General features: G+C 37.6%; 16 protein-coding genes. 9 read left to right on the top strand and 7 right to left on the bottom strand.

What is annotated here, in order from left to right; translation table 11 throughout:
• The first annotated feature begins 79 nt into the window (after window positions 1-79).
• From M3175_RS20115 to treR, 4 genes are all read left to right on the top strand, one after another.
• The gene (locus M3175_RS20115; protein ID WP_251522924.1) at window positions 80-1,291 is read left to right on the top strand and encodes an ATP-binding protein; all 1,212 of its coding nucleotides are present in this window, start codon (window positions 80-82) and stop codon (window positions 1,289-1,291) included.
• 195 nt (window positions 1,292-1,486) lie between these two features.
• Complete coding sequence (gene treP, locus M3175_RS20110) at window positions 1,487-2,914, top strand: PTS system trehalose-specific EIIBC component (RefSeq protein ID WP_251522921.1); 1,428 nt, start codon at window positions 1,487-1,489, stop codon at window positions 2,912-2,914.
• A 61-nt stretch (window positions 2,915-2,975) separates the two neighbouring features.
• A complete protein-coding gene (gene treC, locus M3175_RS20105; protein WP_251522918.1) occupies window positions 2,976-4,658 on the top strand; it encodes an alpha,alpha-phosphotrehalase in 1,683 nt (560 codons plus the stop codon).
• A gap of 15 nt (window positions 4,659-4,673) precedes the next feature.
• Complete coding sequence (gene treR, locus M3175_RS20100) at window positions 4,674-5,390, top strand: trehalose operon repressor (protein WP_251522915.1); 717 nt, start codon at window positions 4,674-4,676, stop codon at window positions 5,388-5,390.
• A gap of 473 nt (window positions 5,391-5,863) precedes the next feature.
• On the opposite strand, the gene M3175_RS20095 is transcribed toward treR, so the two are convergent.
• Window positions 5,864-6,253, bottom strand: coding sequence for a MarR family winged helix-turn-helix transcriptional regulator (locus tag M3175_RS20095; protein WP_306663971.1), 390 nt, complete (start codon window positions 6,251-6,253; stop codon window positions 5,864-5,866).
• 160 nt (window positions 6,254-6,413) lie between these two features.
• Here M3175_RS20095 and M3175_RS20090 point away from each other — a divergent pair, with 160 nt between their 5' ends.
• Window positions 6,414-7,001 carry an NAD(P)H-dependent oxidoreductase gene (locus M3175_RS20090; RefSeq protein WP_251523026.1) on the top strand — a complete coding sequence of 196 codons (588 nt, stop codon included), beginning with the start codon at window positions 6,414-6,416 and terminating at the stop codon, window positions 6,999-7,001.
• 57 nt (window positions 7,002-7,058) lie between these two features.
• Here M3175_RS20090 and M3175_RS20085 read toward each other — a convergent pair whose 3' ends face one another.
• Window positions 7,059-7,967, bottom strand: a complete 909-nt coding sequence (locus M3175_RS20085) for a Gfo/Idh/MocA family protein (RefSeq protein WP_251522910.1) — start codon at window positions 7,965-7,967, stop codon at window positions 7,059-7,061.
• A 63-nt stretch (window positions 7,968-8,030) separates the two neighbouring features.
• Window positions 8,031-8,324 carry a Dabb family protein gene (locus tag M3175_RS20080; protein WP_251522907.1) on the bottom strand — a complete coding sequence of 98 codons (294 nt, stop codon included), beginning with the start codon at window positions 8,322-8,324 and terminating at the stop codon, window positions 8,031-8,033.
• Between the two features lie 248 nt (window positions 8,325-8,572).
• On the opposite strand from M3175_RS20080, the gene M3175_RS20075 reads away from it, so the two are divergent.
• Entirely contained in the window at window positions 8,573-10,762 is a 2,190-nt protein-coding gene (locus M3175_RS20075; protein WP_251522904.1) for a S8 family serine peptidase, read from the top strand.
• Between the two features lie 131 nt (window positions 10,763-10,893).
• On the opposite strand, the gene M3175_RS20070 is transcribed toward M3175_RS20075, so the two are convergent.
• Window positions 10,894-11,577 (bottom strand): DUF4956 domain-containing protein, encoded by a 684-nt coding sequence (locus M3175_RS20070; RefSeq protein WP_251522901.1) that lies wholly within the window; start codon window positions 11,575-11,577, stop codon window positions 10,894-10,896.
• A gap of 19 nt (window positions 11,578-11,596) precedes the next feature.
• Window positions 11,597-12,295: a polyphosphate polymerase domain-containing protein gene (locus M3175_RS20065; protein ID WP_251522899.1), complete on the bottom strand. Its 699-nt coding sequence runs from the start codon at window positions 12,293-12,295 to the stop codon at window positions 11,597-11,599.
• 295 nt (window positions 12,296-12,590) lie between these two features.
• Here M3175_RS20065 and M3175_RS20060 point away from each other — a divergent pair, with 295 nt between their 5' ends.
• From M3175_RS20060 to M3175_RS20050, 3 genes are all read left to right on the top strand, one after another.
• Entirely contained in the window at window positions 12,591-12,896 is a 306-nt protein-coding gene (locus M3175_RS20060; RefSeq protein WP_251522896.1) for a PTS sugar transporter subunit IIB, read from the top strand.
• Between the two features lie 40 nt (window positions 12,897-12,936).
• Window positions 12,937-14,265 (top strand): PTS cellobiose transporter subunit IIC, encoded by a 1,329-nt coding sequence (gene celB / locus M3175_RS20055; RefSeq protein WP_251522893.1) that lies wholly within the window; start codon window positions 12,937-12,939, stop codon window positions 14,263-14,265.
• A 73-nt stretch (window positions 14,266-14,338) separates the two neighbouring features.
• The gene (locus tag M3175_RS20050) at window positions 14,339-14,665 is read left to right on the top strand and encodes a PTS lactose/cellobiose transporter subunit IIA (RefSeq protein WP_251522890.1); all 327 of its coding nucleotides are present in this window, start codon (window positions 14,339-14,341) and stop codon (window positions 14,663-14,665) included.
• A gap of 91 nt (window positions 14,666-14,756) precedes the next feature.
• On the opposite strand, the gene M3175_RS20045 is transcribed toward M3175_RS20050, so the two are convergent.
• On the bottom strand, window positions 14,757-16,049 hold the full coding sequence (locus tag M3175_RS20045) for a sensor histidine kinase (RefSeq protein ID WP_251522888.1): 1,293 nt from the start codon (window positions 16,047-16,049) through the stop codon (window positions 14,757-14,759).
• Window positions 16,042-16,725 (bottom strand): response regulator transcription factor, encoded by a 684-nt coding sequence (locus tag M3175_RS20040; protein ID WP_251522885.1) that lies wholly within the window; start codon window positions 16,723-16,725, stop codon window positions 16,042-16,044. The genes M3175_RS20045 and M3175_RS20040 overlap by 8 nt, the downstream gene beginning before the upstream one ends.
• Window positions 16,726-16,879: the final 154 nt, after the last annotated feature.

Here is a 16,879-nt window from a genome sequence, read left to right as displayed (position 1 = left end):
CAAAACAAAAGGGTAATTATGGTAGTATATAGGAAGAGTGTTTTAACCGAAATACAATCCTGACTTAAGAGGAGTAAGTATGAAGGAATACTATACGGAAATGAATAAGAAAATATATTATATTACAATAACTGCAGTTATTACCATTATGTTAATGGGTTTGTTAGTCGACAATCCACATTATCATCAGAATGGAGTAACTTTTTCTCTCCATGCGTTATTCCTGGTGTTTTTTGCAATTTGTTTATTAGTGTACCCGAGATATACATCTCGTTATTTTCGATTGCTCATCATGATTACATCATTTATGTATTTTTACTCGCTATTCTTTATATACCCTGATACATGGTCCAACTTTATCTTTTTATGCTTTATACCAGCTATATCTATCTTATTTTTTGATCCAAAACTCTTTTACTTTTCACTCGCACTTAATAGTTTTGCTATCTTAATGACGTTTGTATATATCATACTTGTTGATCAAGGGATCCATTATTCTTATATCCAGGAGGATCTGGTCGGAAATATCATCAATTTCTTTGGTAGTCAAGCCATCATTTATTTTATTTTTTATATATCCTATGGTCGGTTAAAGAAACAACAACTATATTTTCAACAAATAAAACAGGCAGAGCGTTTGAAGACGACTGGACAACTTGCAGCTGCAGTTGCTCATGAAATCAGAAATCCTTTGACAGTTGTTAAAGGATTTTTACAGTTTTACGAGCAATCCAATGAGGTTGATACGGAATTGAAAAAGCATTTTCATTTAATGGTAGATGAGCTGAATACAGCGGAACTGGTCATTTCGCAATTTTTATCGATTGCAAAGCCAACGAAGGAAAAGGAGTTAGAACCGGTAAATATAAGACAGGTTCTTCAAAGTGTAACTGATTTGCTCCATTCCTACGGGTTATTACACGATAATCAAATCGAGTTACAAATTGTAGAAGACTCCTATGTGGCTGCTAATACAATTGAAATGAAACAGTTATTCATTAATATCATTAAAAATGCAATCGAAGCATCACATATTGGAGATTCAGTCATAGTGACTGCTTCAAAAATGAAGGATATGATTGAAATTAACGTGATTGATTATGGCCAAGGAATGACAGAAAAGGAAATTGAGTCTCTGGGAACTCCATTTTATTCTTTAAAAAGTAAAGGGACCGGACTTGGAATGATGATTTGTTTTAATATTGCAGAGAATTACAAAGGAAAAATTAGCTTTAAAAGTGTAAAAGGAGAAGGAACCACAGTTACCATCCGTTTTCCTTCCCTCCTATAAACGTCCGAATACGGGCGTTTTTTTATTTGCGAAGTTTTTTAAAAAAGTAGATTGACAGATATGTATATACAAGTTAGAATTGAAAACGTAAACAAAACATGTATATACAAGTTGTTCAAAATGTAAGCGAATTTATTTTTCTTATTTGTTTCATAATAAAATTATTTGGTAACTTTTTACCAGGGAGGAATACGAATGAGTAATTATACTCAACCGGCAAAAGACTTGCTTGAACATATCGGTGGTAGCGAAAATATTTCCGTTGTTACCCACTGTGTGACAAGAATGCGCTTTGTATTAAAAGATCCAAAAAAGGCAGATATAGATAAGATTGAGTCCATTAAGCTTGTAAAAGGAACCTTTACTCAAGCAGGACAATTCCAAGTTATTATTGGGAATGAAGTATCGTCCTTTTATAATGAATTTATTAAAATAGCAGGTGTAAGTGATACCTCTAAGGAAGACGCCAAACAAGCAGCGAAGCAGAATATGAACTGGCTTCAACGTATGATTGCTCACCTTGCAGATATCTTTACTCCATTAATTCCAGCAATCGTTGTTGGGGGTCTTATTCTTGGTTTCCGAAATGTAATCGGTGACATTAAAATGTTCGAGGATGGAACGAAGTCATTGATTGAAATTTCTCAATTTTGGGCAGGAACTCATGCGTTTCTATGGTTAATTGGGGAAGCAATATTCCACTTCTTACCGGTAGGGATTACATGGGCCGTTGCTAGAAAGATGGGAGCAACTCCAATTTTAGGGATTGTATTAGGGATTACACTTGTATCACCACAGCTATTGAATGCTTATGGTGTAGCTAATGCAACTGAAGTACCATTCTGGGATTTTGGTTTTGCAAAAATAGATATGATTGGTTACCAAGCACAGGTAATACCAGCGATTTTAGCAGGTTTAGTTCTTTCATTCCTTGAACTAAAACTACGTAAGGTCGTTCCGAATGCAATTTCCATGATTGTTGTTCCATTCTTTGCCCTTGTACCAACGGTATTAATTGCACATACCGTACTTGGACCATTAGGTTGGGCAATTGGATCTTTCATCTCTGACGTTGTATACTCTGGCTTAACTTCTGCAGTGGGCTGGTTATTTGCAGCTGTATTTGGATTTGCTTATGCACCACTTGTTATTACAGGTTTACACCATATGACGAATGCTATTGATTTACAGTTAATGAGTGAGCTTGGTGGAACAAACCTTTGGCCAATGATCGCTTTATCAAATATTGCTCAAGGTTCTGCTGTTTTAGCGATGATTTATATTAACAGAAAGAACGAAGAAGAAAAGCAAGTATCTATACCTGCAGCGATTTCTTGTTATCTGGGTGTAACAGAGCCAGCCATGTTTGGTATTAACCTGAAATACGGTTTCCCATTCCTAGCTGCCATGATTGGTTCTATGGTTGCGGCAGTTATCTCAGTAGGAAGCAATGTAATGGCGAACTCTATTGGTGTTGGTGGTCTTCCTGGAATTCTTTCGATCCAGCCACAACATATGCTAACATTCGCAATTGCCATGGTTGTTGCGATCGTTGTACCGTTCATCTTAACGGTTGTATTTGCCAAGATGAATATCGGAAAAGTATCTTTTAAAAGAAAATAATGTCGAGAGGAACAATTACTTGTTCCTCTTTTACTATTAAATAAGGGCTGGTGCTACAAAGATGACTCAACCTTGGTGGAAAAAAGCAGTTGTATATCAAATTTATCCAAAAAGCTTTAATGATACGACGGGAAATGGCGTAGGAGATCTTAACGGAGTAATAGAAAAATTAGATTATTTATCAACTCTAGGTGTGGATGTCGTATGGTTAACACCTATTTACGAATCACCTCAACGTGATAATGGGTACGATATTAGTGATTACTATTCTCTTCATGAACCTTATGGCACAATGGAAGACTTCGATCGTTTGTTAAAAGAAGCGCATAAGCGTGAAATTAAAATTATTATGGATATTGTTGTAAATCATACATCAACGGAACATCAATGGTTTGTTGAATCAAGATCCTCAAAAGACAATCCTTATAGGGATTTTTATATTTGGAAAGATGCAAAAAATGGTGGTGCTCCGACCAATTGGGAATCAAAATTTGGTGGCAATGCTTGGCAGTATGATGAAAAGACAGACCAGTATTATTTGCATTTATTTGACGTCACTCAAGCAGATCTGAATTGGGAGCATGAACCTGTTCGTCGAGAGGTTTACGAAATGATGAAGTTTTGGCTAGATAAAGGGGTAGATGGATTCCGATTGGACGTCGTGAACTTACTATCAAAGGATCAACGATTCTTGAATGATGATGGATCAGAAGGACTTGGTGATGGACGAAAATTTTACACTGACGGTCCGAAAATACATGAGTATCTTCGTGAGATGAACCAAGAGGTATTTTCTCATTATGACATCATGACAGCTGGGGAAATGTCTTCTACTTCAATTGATAATTGTGTTAAATATACAAATCCAGAGCGAAAAGAGCTGGATATGACCTTTAGCTTCCATCATTTAAAAGTAGATTATCCGAATGGTGAGAAGTGGACAAAGGCAGAATTTGATTTTTACAAGCTAAAGAAAATTTTATCGGATTGGCAAGTCGAGATGAATCAGGGTGGAGGTTGGAATGCGTTATTCTTGTGCAATCATGACCAGCCTAGAGCGGTTTCGCGCTTTGGAAACGATAAGGAATACCATAAAGAATCGGCCAAAATGCTCGCCACCACTATTCATATGATGCAAGGGACTCCTTATATCTATCAAGGTGAAGAATTCGGAATGACAAACCCTAATTTCGAAAGCATTGACGACTATCGTGACGTAGAATCATTAAATATGTACAAGATCTTGTTAGACAAAGGATTATCCAAACATCAAGTTCTAGAAATATTAAAACAAAAGTCCCGTGATAATTCTCGTACACCTGTTCAATGGGATGCTTCAGAAAATGCAGGTTTTACAACGGGAACACCGTGGATTCAACCAGCAGCAAATTATAAAAAAATTAATGCTGAAACAGCAATGAATGACGAAGATTCGGTGTTTTATCATTATCAAAAGCTTATCCAGTTAAGAAAAGAGTACGATATCGTGACAGACGGAAATTATGTGTTGCTTTTAGCAGATCATGATGCTATTTTTGCTTATATACGAAATAATGGTGATGAGAAATTACTAGTCGTGAATAATTTTTATTCCAAAGAAGTAGAGTTTCAATTACCTGAGCAAGTGGATACGGAAGGTGCTACGAGCACGATTTTATTATCCAACTATGCTGACTCATCAGAAGATATAAAGCAAATGAACCTAAGACCGTATGAGTCTGTTGTGTACTATTTAAAAAAGTAAACTGGAGTTTTTAACATGACAAATAAGTATTTAACGATCCATAACGATATTGTACAGCAAATAGAAGCAGGGCAAATTGCCCCTAATACACTTTTGCCCTCTGAGCATGAGTTAAAGGACCGTTATAATACATCGAGAGAAACGATCCGAAAAGCACTAAACCTTCTGTCACAAAATGGGTATATACAAAAGGTGCGAGGAAAGGGCTCGATTGTCATCAAAAGTACAAAAGTAGATTTTCCTGTCTCTGGACTAGTCAGTTTCAAGGAACTAGCTGATAAAATGGGTCAGAGACCGGTCACCATCGTTCATGAACTCTCATTGATGAAACCTGATCCATTCATCATGAAGCAGTTAAACTTGACTAGTAAGGACCATGTCTGGCAAGTGTTTCGTGTGAGGGAAATGGGTGGAGAAAAGGTTATCCTGGATAAAGATTATTTGAATAAGAAATTTGTTCCTGCTTTAACAAGAGAAATTTGTGAGCACTCGATTTATGATTATCTAGAAAATGACCTGCAGCTAAGTATCAGTTTTGCAAAAAAAGAAATTATCGTCGAAGAACCGACAGAGGAAGACCGGAAGCTATTAGATTTAGACGGTCATCACAATATAGTTATTATCAAAAATTATGTGTATCTCGATGACGCAAGTTTGTTTCAGTACACGGAATCCAGACACAGACCAGATAAATTTCGATTTGTCGACTTTGCGAGAAGAAATCATATATAAGATGAACCCTTCTAGTTTTATAGAAGGGTTCCGTTTTTGGGTGTTTCCTAATGACTGGACGTATGAATTAGCATACGTCTTTTCTTTGTTTTTTAACGTTTCTACGAAATGTCATTAACTTTTACTGATTTTTATAAGCTTGTTGATAAAAGGCTGCTGATCCCCACATCTAGGTTCAAGAGAGTCCGCACTAACGGTTGGGGATAGGATAAGCACCTGTGCTGATGATAGACGGAGAAATTCCGCTTAAATTAGTAATTATTATTAAAAACGCTTAAATAGACGGAAAGATTCCGCTTATTGGCTCAAAAAATCCGAAAATAGGAGATTTTCCCTTGCATAAGCGGAAAATCTCCCCTTATTTATCCCGAAACGAGCTCCATTCTGCATTTAACCGGAAAATCTCCGGTTATTTTACTTTTGCTGGTTCCTCGATTAAGGACCCCTTTCTAATTTTATAGAAGGGGTTTTATTTAGGAAAAAATCTTCTGTTGAAGCACCTCAACGGCCTTATTGATTTCCTGGAGCTCCTCATCTGTAAGATGTTTAATTCGTTCATCAAACTGTAATTGTATTTTTCGGAAAGCTTCTTCCATGAGTGCATTTCCTTTTTCGGTTAATTGTATATAGTATTTCCGACGATCACTTTCATCAGAAACCTTTTTGCATAGATTCTTTTCAATTAATTTTCGCAGCTCGCGACTTGTGTTCGGAAGAGAGACATGCAGACAATCGCTGATTTCGGTAATGGTAACAGATTGGCTTACAGTAATATATTCAAGAATTTTATATTGAACTTGGGTAATATCTTCCGTTTTCGCATCTTTTGTCATATCATTGGTTATTTGATGTACATTTGCCATGAAGTGCACGAAGTTTCTAAACAACAACTTTCTGTCCATTCAATAAATCACCTCACCAACAAGATATCAAATACATTATCAAAAAACAATTATCATTTGACAACTAACTACGATGCTGTTAGTATTTAGTTATCAAAATACAACTAATTGGGTGATGATGATGAATGTACTGGTGATTTTTACACATCCGAATCATGAGAGTTTGAGTTATGCCTTTTTACAGGAGGTATTGCGAGGTACTAAAGAGAATGCTCATATCAAGGACATACAAGTAGTGGATTTGTATCAGGAACAGTTTGATCCTGTTCTTATTTTTAACGAGACCAAGCGTAGGAGAGATATGCATCGTGATGAGAGATTAAAGAAATATAGAGAACAAATTCTATGGGCGGATAAAATTGTTTATATCTATCCAATCTGGTGGGGGCGACCGCCGGCGATGCTGCTTGGATATATTGATCAAATGTTTGCCTCTGGATTTGCCTATAAAGATAACGGTGGTCTTTTACCTGAGGGGCTTTTAAAAGGAAAGAGCGTGGTGTGTATTTCTAGCATGAAAGGTCCTACGCTCTACCCGTTATTCTGGTTGAATAATTCACATAAGATATTAATGAAAAAAGCACTTTTTCAGTATGTAGGTATGAAGAAAGTGAAGTTTTTTGAATTTGGCAATATGGAAAGTCAAAAGGGGAAGCAAAAGGAAAAACTCCAAAAAATATATGAGTATTTCAGAAGAATAGATAATTAGGAAAACAAAAAAACCAAGCAAGAGGCCAATATAGAAGGTTCTCTTGCTTGGTTTATGTTACGCTCCAGGATCTATATGTTTAACAATTCTCTCGCATATCTCATGAGTGATGAGAGAGTCATCGATAGATGGGTCTGGTGTCGCATTGGTTTGAACACATTCAATGAAATGGTCCATAAGCTGGTAAAAACCACGCTTATATAGCGTCGGTTCCCAGTCACCGAATTTTGTTAGGCTAATTTCTTTATCATGATATCTAGTTGTTTCCACTAGGCTGTTCACGACAAATTTCTGATGCCCAGACATATATTCAATGATCTCTTCTGTTACACCGCCGTTGCGATTCATGATTCCGATCGCTATACAACCATCACCAATTAGCTGAATAACGAGCTGATCCAGGGTGTCACCGTTTTTTACATACTCAACCTTTACATCTTTAACCTCAGTATCCATGAGGAAACGTAGTGTATCAACGACGTGAATAAAATCCTCTACCACAAATCTACGAACGTAATCAGGTGCTGCAAAGCGATTCTTCTGCATGATAATAAGGCTTGGTTTCCCATGTTCCTTTAGCTCTTTCACACGAGGGATAAATCGTCTGTTAAAACCAACCATGGCTATTTTACCTTTGTCTTTAGCTAGCCTAACAATTCTCTCTGTTTCATGAAAGTTCATGGATATGGGCTTATCAATGTATATATGAATTCCATTTTCAAGCAGCTGTTCTGCTATCTCAAAATGACCTTCTGTTGCTGTGCTTACGATGGCTGCATCAATATTTTTTGAAAGTAACTCATCGATGTTTCTCGCTGTTTCTTGAATTCGGTATTTGGTAGAAAGTCGATGAAGTGTCTCTTCATTTCTTGTACAAAGGACAAGCTTGATCCCTTCTTTTTCAGAAAGGACGGGTAAATACGCCTTCTTTGCAATATCTCCTAAACCAATGATTCCGATTTTCATATAAGCACCTCCTATTCTTAACTTATAAAAAACCCCACAATTCCTATTGTGGGGCATAAACTCTTAAATCTCAATATCTACACCGATGCTATCAAGTCTTCCAACCTCGCGGATGAAGGCAGCAACTTCTTGGTGTTGTTCATTTATCGTATAGGCTTCAACGGCAGCGACATTTTCGAAGCGAACCATGAGAATCACCTGATATTCCTTGCTTTTTTCAGAAAGATTGAAGGCAGCTTGAACTTCAACTACTCCAGTGATTACTTTTTCCAATGCTTTAAAGCGTTTGATTACTTCTTCCATTTGTTCCTGTGTTGTTGTGTCAGCGAACTTTAATAATACAGTACGTTGTATCATGTTGAACCTCCTACTAATTACATTTTCTTTTCTTGTATTCTATAATGTTCGAGCATATATATCAATAAATACATGTATTCCCATTTTTACTACAGGAAAAGGGTTTATTCGGCAAAATCATTTTCATAATAGGACAAAACTAGTCAAAGGAGAAGTTCCTCAATCCTAGAAATTAAACTAGTACGCGTAATTTCTAGTAGTTTTACTAGAAAGTTACATAGAAAAATAGTTTAGGGGAGGAATACTTGTTGAAAATAGCAAGGAGTATGAAAAGTATTTTTGGAGTTCTCTTAATATTTCTGTTAATTTTTACAGCAGCTGTCCCGATTCAAGCGATAGTAAAAAATGATGATGGACAATCCTCTGTTACTGTAGACAATGAGTATGCTTTTATTCAGTTTGGAGACGCACCAATTGCTTCCTATGAGGGAACCATTGCGGGATATGAGAAGACCAAACCATCACAAGGGAAAAAAGTAGATTTACAGTCCCAAGCAGCTAAGAAATATGGAAATCGCTTAGAAGCTCAGCGTACAAATTATATTAAATGGTTAGCTAGACATTTCCCTCAAGTTGAAGTGGTAACAGAGTATGATGTTACGTTTAATGGAATTGGTATAAAGTTGAACGGAGCTTCCTTAAAGGATGTTAGCCGTGGACCTGGATTCCTTAAGAGCGGGTATAGTGCAACCTATCAAAAAGCAATGAGCGAAAGCACGGCTTTAATCGGTGCAGAAGAGATTTGGGAGTCAGTTGGTGGACAAGCAAATGCAGGGGAAGGAATGAAGGTTGGTATCATTGATTCAGGGATCGATCAAACACATGATTTCCTTAAGCCGAATGAAGGAATGACGTATCCAGAAGAATTTCCTAAAGGAGATACAAGTTTAACGACGCCTAAAGTGATTGTAGCGAAAGTGTATAGCCAGAATCCAAAGCTAAGCGCGGATGCAGTCGATAGCCATGGTACGCATGTAGCAGGTACAGTTGCTGGAAAGGCAGGTACAGAAACGGAGATAGATGATAAAACATTGAGTGGAGTGGCACCAGGGGCGTATCTAGGAAACTATAATGTTTTCCCGGGAGATATCGCAAATGCAAAAAGCTTATTTATTGCTAAAGCTGTTGAAGAAGCAGTTGAGGATGGTATGGATGTTCTTAACTTAAGCTTAGGGGGAACACCACATAAAGGGGCAGACCTGCTAGATATGACCGTGAATTCTGCAGTAGATGCTGGAGTAGTTGTAGCCATTTCTGCTGGAAACGAAGGACCAGGAAACTATACGGTTGGATCTCCTGGAACAGCGGAGAAAGTAATCACAGTAGCAGCAACAACAAATAGTCGAACTTTTGCGATGACATTGGGATCAGCTGCATTTGCAGAACCAACCATTGCGACAACAGGTACACAGGGTGGAGAGGTAAAAGAGCCTTTAACAGGTGAGTATGCGGTATGGGCTGATGTGGCTGGAGGAAATAAATTGGCATGTACGGCTGTATCCGGTAAGCCATTAGAAGGCAAGATTGCGTTAATTCAACGCGGTTCTTGTACATTTACTGAAAAAATTAATCATGCAGCTGCTGCGGGTGCAGTCGGGGTGATTATTTATCAGCTTGATGGAATTGCTGAACCAACACCAATGTCATCCGATGGGGCATTAGTTCCAGCTGTTATGATTGGAAACGAAGCAGGTAAACAATTAGTAAGCTGGACGGGAGATCGTACGGTCACCATCAATAGTGACTTACAAAAGGTAAGTACCGTTCCAAATCTGTTAGCCAACTTTAGTTCGTGGGGACCAACGCCAAACTACACGCTTAAGCCTGATGTAGCAGCTCCAGGGGTGAATATTTACTCATCCGTCGTTGATGGAGGTTATGAGCTTTACCAAGGTACGTCCATGGCATCTCCACATGTAGCGGGTTCTGCCGCCGTCTTATTGGCTTATAGCAAGAAAAAGGATTTAGGCTGGGGGCCAGCTGAAGTGAAAGCGACCTTAATGGGAACAGCAAACGATGTAGAAGGAAGTGTTTTACCTGATACAGATGTATCGGATCCATTAAAAGTGGGAGCAGGTCTTATTGACCTTAGCAAAGCAATGAATCCATCAGCGCTTGCCTTCCCATCATCTTTGAGCTTTGGATTAGTTCGCCCGGTAGGGAACCAACAGTATAAGATGAATGTTACGTTAACCAACCCAACAAATGAGGAGTTAGCTTATACCATTAGTGATGATGAAAATGTAAAAGTGACTGATATGGAAGTAACGATCCCTGCTAAAGGAAGTAAGGAGATTACGGTAGAAGTGGTGAATCGTGGTACTCATTCGGGTGGACAAGCAGGTACACCAAACTTCGTTAGCGGCTACTTGAATGTAAGTTCAGCTGCGGGTGATATTCGTATTCCATACTTATATGTGATGGATTACAACCGCTAAAATATAAAAGGAGATTGCCGGGGGGAAGGGCAATCTCCTTTTTTCAAAGTTAAGAGATATTGTTATTAAGGTTTTGTCCAGCTGCAGCGCCTAGCTCCTCGGGGCTGACAAAAGCGCTTCCGCTTTTCGAGTTACGCTGTGAAATTCCCGTCGTAACTTAGCATAATGGCAGATCTTACTCCATCCATTTCGGAAATATTGTTGATGAAGCTCATGTCATTGTCCTTCACACGGACTTCATAAGTCACTTCATATTCATTACCAGGCATTACGGATTTTGATTTAATTGTATGCTTTTTCGAGTTCTCAGATACCACATGCTCTAATGACTTTTCAATCGAATGGCCATTGTATCGTACAACTAATAAATATGGATTTTCCACTTTAATACGATTTCCAAAGAAGATAAGAATAGCTCCGATGAGTAGTGAACCAAGAACAGCAAGTGGCACAAAGCCCGCACCACTAAGAATACCTACAATGATTGCCCAGAACAAGTAGACGATATCAATGGGATCTTTAATCGGTGTACGGAAACGAACAATCGATAAGGCACCAACCATACCAAGAGATAATAATACATTAGATGAGATACCGATAATCACTAATGATGTGGCCATTGACATAACAATTAGTGAAATATTAAAGGTGTGTGAATAGATAACACCTGTGAATGTCTTTTTATATACCCAATAGATAAAGAGTCCAATCACTAATGATGCGAATAATCCAATCAAGGAATCGACGATTGAAAAGCTGCTGGTTTGCTCTAAAAACTTAGATTTAAAAATATCCTGAAAATTAATTGTATCCATGTATAGTCCTCCAATAATATTAACCGAACATACGGCTTATTTGATATTTTGAATAAGTGCCTCTCCGTCTGTCATGAAGCTGAACTAACTGCTTGATAACATCAGGTAAAAACTCATCGTACTTTACTTCTAGAATGACGATACCAGGAGTGGTTTCCACCATTGGTACATCAGGGTTTAAAAGATCATTGTTTCGGAAGCTTGTCTTAACTGAGCTATCGAATGTGACTCGGACATTTCCATACTCGTAAATAAAAACCTCTCTCTCATAATCCACGATTGCCACTGGTTTGATTTGCAGGAGATTCATCTGCATGTATAAATCCCTCATCAATGGTCGTGAATCATTTTCCATCCAAGCGATGTCTCCGATTCTTACTTTTTCGTATTCATCAACCGTCATACGACATTTCTGTTTGTATGTCATATTGTTTCGTTTGCTCTTCTTTTCGAGATTAATGTAGCTAGTGTTGTGATCATACAGCCTGACACGGAACTTATCTCGTTCGAAAAAGCCTTCCTTCTTTTGTTGAAGAACTTTATTATCAAAATTATCGAAATATACACTTCGGATTAAGTATTTTCCATCATTGTTCGCGTTTGGGTCAGCCGTCATTACATGTTGTAGCTTGCTTCTTAATAAGTAGCAATCCATTTTTGTAATTTCGTGCTTTAGTTCATATCTCCCTTGAACGCCATTTAAGGTCATTGCCTTCACCGTGTTTCAACTCCTTTATGTTAGCTCCTTGATGCACATTATCGGTGGGCAACCTTAAACAAACCTTAAAAGAAATTTACAATCTTAACTTTTAAAAAAAGATAAGGAAATGAACTAGTAATCTACCAGTAATAATTTTTTCCTTTGTGAAACGGAAAAAAGGTAGATATTAATGAAATCGCTTTCATTGTAATATGAAATCAACAAGGAGATGACAACACATCTTCTTAATAAAAAGAACTTATCTCTGATTTATTACTAATAAGCAATTAAAACATTTTAGGAGGAATTTATGATGAACATTCTATTATGCTGTGCGGCAGGTATGTCTACAAGTTTACTAGTAACAAAAATGGAAGCGGCTGCAAAAGATCAAGGACTTGATTCAAAGATCTGGGCAGTAAGTGCAGACCAAGTAAAAGCAAATATCGATCAAGCAGATGTGTTGCTTCTTGGACCACAAGTGCGTTACCTATTACCTCAAATGCAACAACTAGGAAAAGAAAAGAATATCCCAGTTGATTCTATTAACCCAATCCACTACGGAATGTGTAATGGTGCAGAAGTATTAAAAACAGCAGTAGCACTAAAGAATAAGTAATTTTTAAAAAAACACTAGGTAGAGAAGGGAATGAAACGTGATGAATAAGTTTTTAGGTTTCCTTGAATCAAAGTTTATGCCTTTTGCTGGTAAATTGGCCGCACAAAGACATTTAGGTGCCTTAAAGGATGGAATCATCCTAGCGATGCCAATGATTATTATCGGTTCTGTATTCCTAATCTTAGGTTTCCTACCGATTCCAGGTTATGCTGATTTCATGGCAAGCGTGTTCGGAGATCAATGGTTAGCAAAGCTGATGTATCCAACAGATGCAACGTTTAACATGATGGGTCTAATCGCCGCATTCGGTATTGCGTATCGTCTTGCGGAGCGGTATGGCATTGACGCCATTACAGCAGGGGTTATCTCACTGTGTGCGTTCTTACTAGCTACACCATTCAATGTGCCGTTTACTCCAGACGGAGCTACGGAAGCAATCGCAGTTGGAGGAGCTATTCCGGTTGCATTTATGGGAAGTAAAGGACTTTTCGTAGCCATCTTAATCGGTTTATTCTCAACAGAAGTGTATAACTTCATTCTTAAGAAAAATATTGTTATTAAAATGCCAGATAGCGTTCCACCGGCAGTAAGTAAATCGTTTGTTGCACTTGTTCCTGGTTTTATTGTTATTACTATTATCTTCTTAATTCGCTTAGTGATTGAATACTTTGGAATTAGCAGTATTCACGACGTAGTTCAATTAGTGCTTGGTAAGCCACTTGGATTATTAGGCGGAAGCTTAATCGGTTCAATTGTTGCCTACATGCTTATTATGATGCTTTGGTCAGCAGGTCTTCACGGAACAAACATCGTTGCTGGTGTACTAAGCCCAGTATGGTTAATGGCTACAGAGGAAAACCAAATTGCATTCCGTGCAGGTGAAGAATTACCAAACATCTTTACATCACAATTCTTTGAAGTGTTCATCAATATCGGTGGTACTGGTGCTACATTTGGTCTAGCGATGCTCATGCTTTTCTGGGCAAAGAGCCAACAAATGAAAGCGCTTGGTAAATTATCGGCTGGTCCTGGAACATTCATGATCAACGAACCAATCATTTTCGGTACACCAATCGTAATGAACCCATTACTAATCGTACCATTCTTCTTAACACCAATTGTATTAATCATTGTAACGTACTACTCAATGAAATTAGGTTTAGTTGCAAAGCCAGCAGGTATCGCGATTCCTTGGACAACGCCTCCAATTATCGGTGGATACCTAGCAACTGGAGGTAAAATCTCCGGTGCGATTATGCAGGCTGTCAACGTTGTAATCGCTCTAGCTATCTACTTCCCGTTCTTCAGAATGTGGGATAAGATGAAGCAACAAGAAGAAGGCGGAGTAAATTCATCAAAAGTGAGCTAATTCACATCAAGACATAAAAACAATTAGTCTCACATGAGTACATGTGAGACTAATTTCTTACGGAGGGTTTACAATGGCATCTATGGAAGAAACGATATTTCAGATTATTTTACATGGTGGAAATGGAAAGAGTTGTTCAATGGAAGCGATCGCGGCTGCAAAGCGAGGAGATTTTACAGAAGCGCGTGCAAAACTTCAAGAAGCGGCAGATGCCTTAAACGAGGCACATCATGTTCAAACTTCATTAATTCAGGGTGAAATCAGGGGAGAAAAAGTAGAAATTTCTCTATTAATGGTTCATGCGCAGGATCATCTCATGAACGCCATCACGATGAAGGATTTAGCAACAGAATTTGTAGACTTATACGAGACGATTAAGTTAGAAAAGGTATCAGGCTAATGATAAAAAATCAATACTACTAATAAAGGTATGGATAAGTAAAATCCATGCCTTTATTTTGTGTAAAAAGGAGAGTCACATTTGTGACCCTCTATCTAGGCAGTTTTACTTTAAAGGTTGTTCCTTTGTTTTTATTCTGGATTGCCTTAATGGTTCCTTCATGCTGCTTTACAATCCAGTGAGCAATAGATAATCCTAGGCCGACTCCACCCGTTTCTCTAGAACGGGCTTTATCTTCGCGGTAGAAACGATCAAAGATATACTTCATATTCTCTTCCTTAATCCCGATTCCTGTATCACTCACTTCAAAAACAATTTTGAGGTCTTCCTCATACGTTTTTACGCCAATGCTATCATTTTCACCGGTATATTTTAACGCATTATCAAGCAATATGACGAGCAGCTGGTGTAACCGGACTTCGTCTGCTTCCATTTTCATGTTGCAATTCAACTGAAGCCATAAATGCTTGTCCTGTGACTCCGCAATTTCGATATAAGGGGCACATACGTTTTTCACAAAGGTATCTACATGAATGGTTTGCTTTACGAGCTGTGTTTCAGCAGAATCAGCACGAGCAAGGGTTAATAAATCAGAAGTAAGTTTCGATAGTCTTCTAGTTTCAGATAAGCTTAATGCAATATTTTCAAATTTATTTGCTATTTTCTCCTGAGGGGAAGTTAACAAAAGTTCAAGTTTATTTTGAATGATTGTCAAAGGTGTTCGTAATTCATGTGAGGCATTCTCGACAAACTCGGCTTGCTTTTTCCATGAGAGAATAATCGGTTGCATCATCTTTTTCGATAAAATATAACTTGCTGATATAGAAAGAACGATAAAGACGATCGAAAAAATAATGATTAACTTTTGGAAGTTATTGATGATCGTTTCTTCTGCGTCGGTATTAATGATTAATTGTACATATGCCACATCATCTTCTTCGTTTGTATCTTCAAATAGCAAATATCGATAGTGGTGATCGTCTATGGTTATATTGGTTATGGTATCAAGATTGGTCTTATCTAGGGTGAAGTCTTGTAAATAACTTTCGTAAAATAATGATCCGATTTGATCTCCCTCAATAATTTCGCCATCTTTATTCCAATTTAAGATAAAAATACGTGGATTTTTAATCGCTCTTTGATCGTTCATCGGAGGAGTGCGATCCATCCCATCTACTGGCCGGTCCTCAATTGTTCGGTCTGAAAAATCGCTCCTATGTTTTTCTTGGACCATTAAAAGTTCTTCGTCCGTTTTTTTAAATAACGTTCCTTGCACTTGGCTAAAAATAATAATTCCAAAAATCGTGAAAATAATCGTGAAGGCAATGAGGTTAAAGATCATGAATTTAAGCTGTTGGCTACGAAAGATTTTTTCCTTAAACATTTCCTTCACCTTCAGAAAGCATATAGCCTAATCCTCGGAAGGTTTTGATATATTGGTCATAATCGTATTTTTTTAAGTTTTTGCGTAAGTTGCTTGCATACACTTCCACAACTGTCGTTGACGTATCTGACTCAAATCCCCAGATCCGATCAAAAATTTGTTCTTTGGTTAAGATCGTATTTTTATTATTGATTAAATACTCGAGTAAATCGAACTGTTTTCCATTTAGTTTAATTACTTCTTCACCGATTGACGCTGTTTTGTTCTTTAAATTTAAATGTAATTCCTTAAAGGAAAGAATATTTTCTTTAAATGAGCCAACCGAACGTCGTACCATAGCTTCTAATCGTAGCAAAAGCTCCTCGCGATGGAATGGCTTGACTAAATAATCATCTGCACCCACCTTAAATCCTTTGATCTTATCATCAATGCCGTCTTTTGCCGTCAGAATTATTACAGGCGTCGTAATACTCTTCTTTCGGAGTTCCTCCAGTACCTCGTATCCATTCATATGAGGCATCATTATGTCTAATATGATCACATCAAAAATATTTTGTTCTGCCAAGTACAATCCTTCTTCACCATCAAACGACTGTTCAATATGGAACATTTCCTTAGTGGTTTCTTTGATGGATTCCGAGAGGACTTTGTCATCTTCTATAATTAATAAATTCATTTTTTGTCGCCTCCTTTAATGAATTGTTTTTCTCGAATGAATTAAGTTCGATTATAGGGGCAAATTCGAGAAATGCAAATTATTTATTGGATATAAATTTTTTTAAGGTTTTGTTAAGGTTGGGCAAACATAATAGGCTTATCAAATCGAAAGG

It is taken from the genome of Robertmurraya korlensis, from assembly GCF_023715225.1.
Taxonomy (GTDB): domain Bacteria; phylum Bacillota; class Bacilli; order Bacillales; family Cytobacillaceae; genus Robertmurraya_A.
Note: the sequence above shows the minus strand (reverse complement) of the source record. Positions and strands in the feature narration are given on the sequence as shown.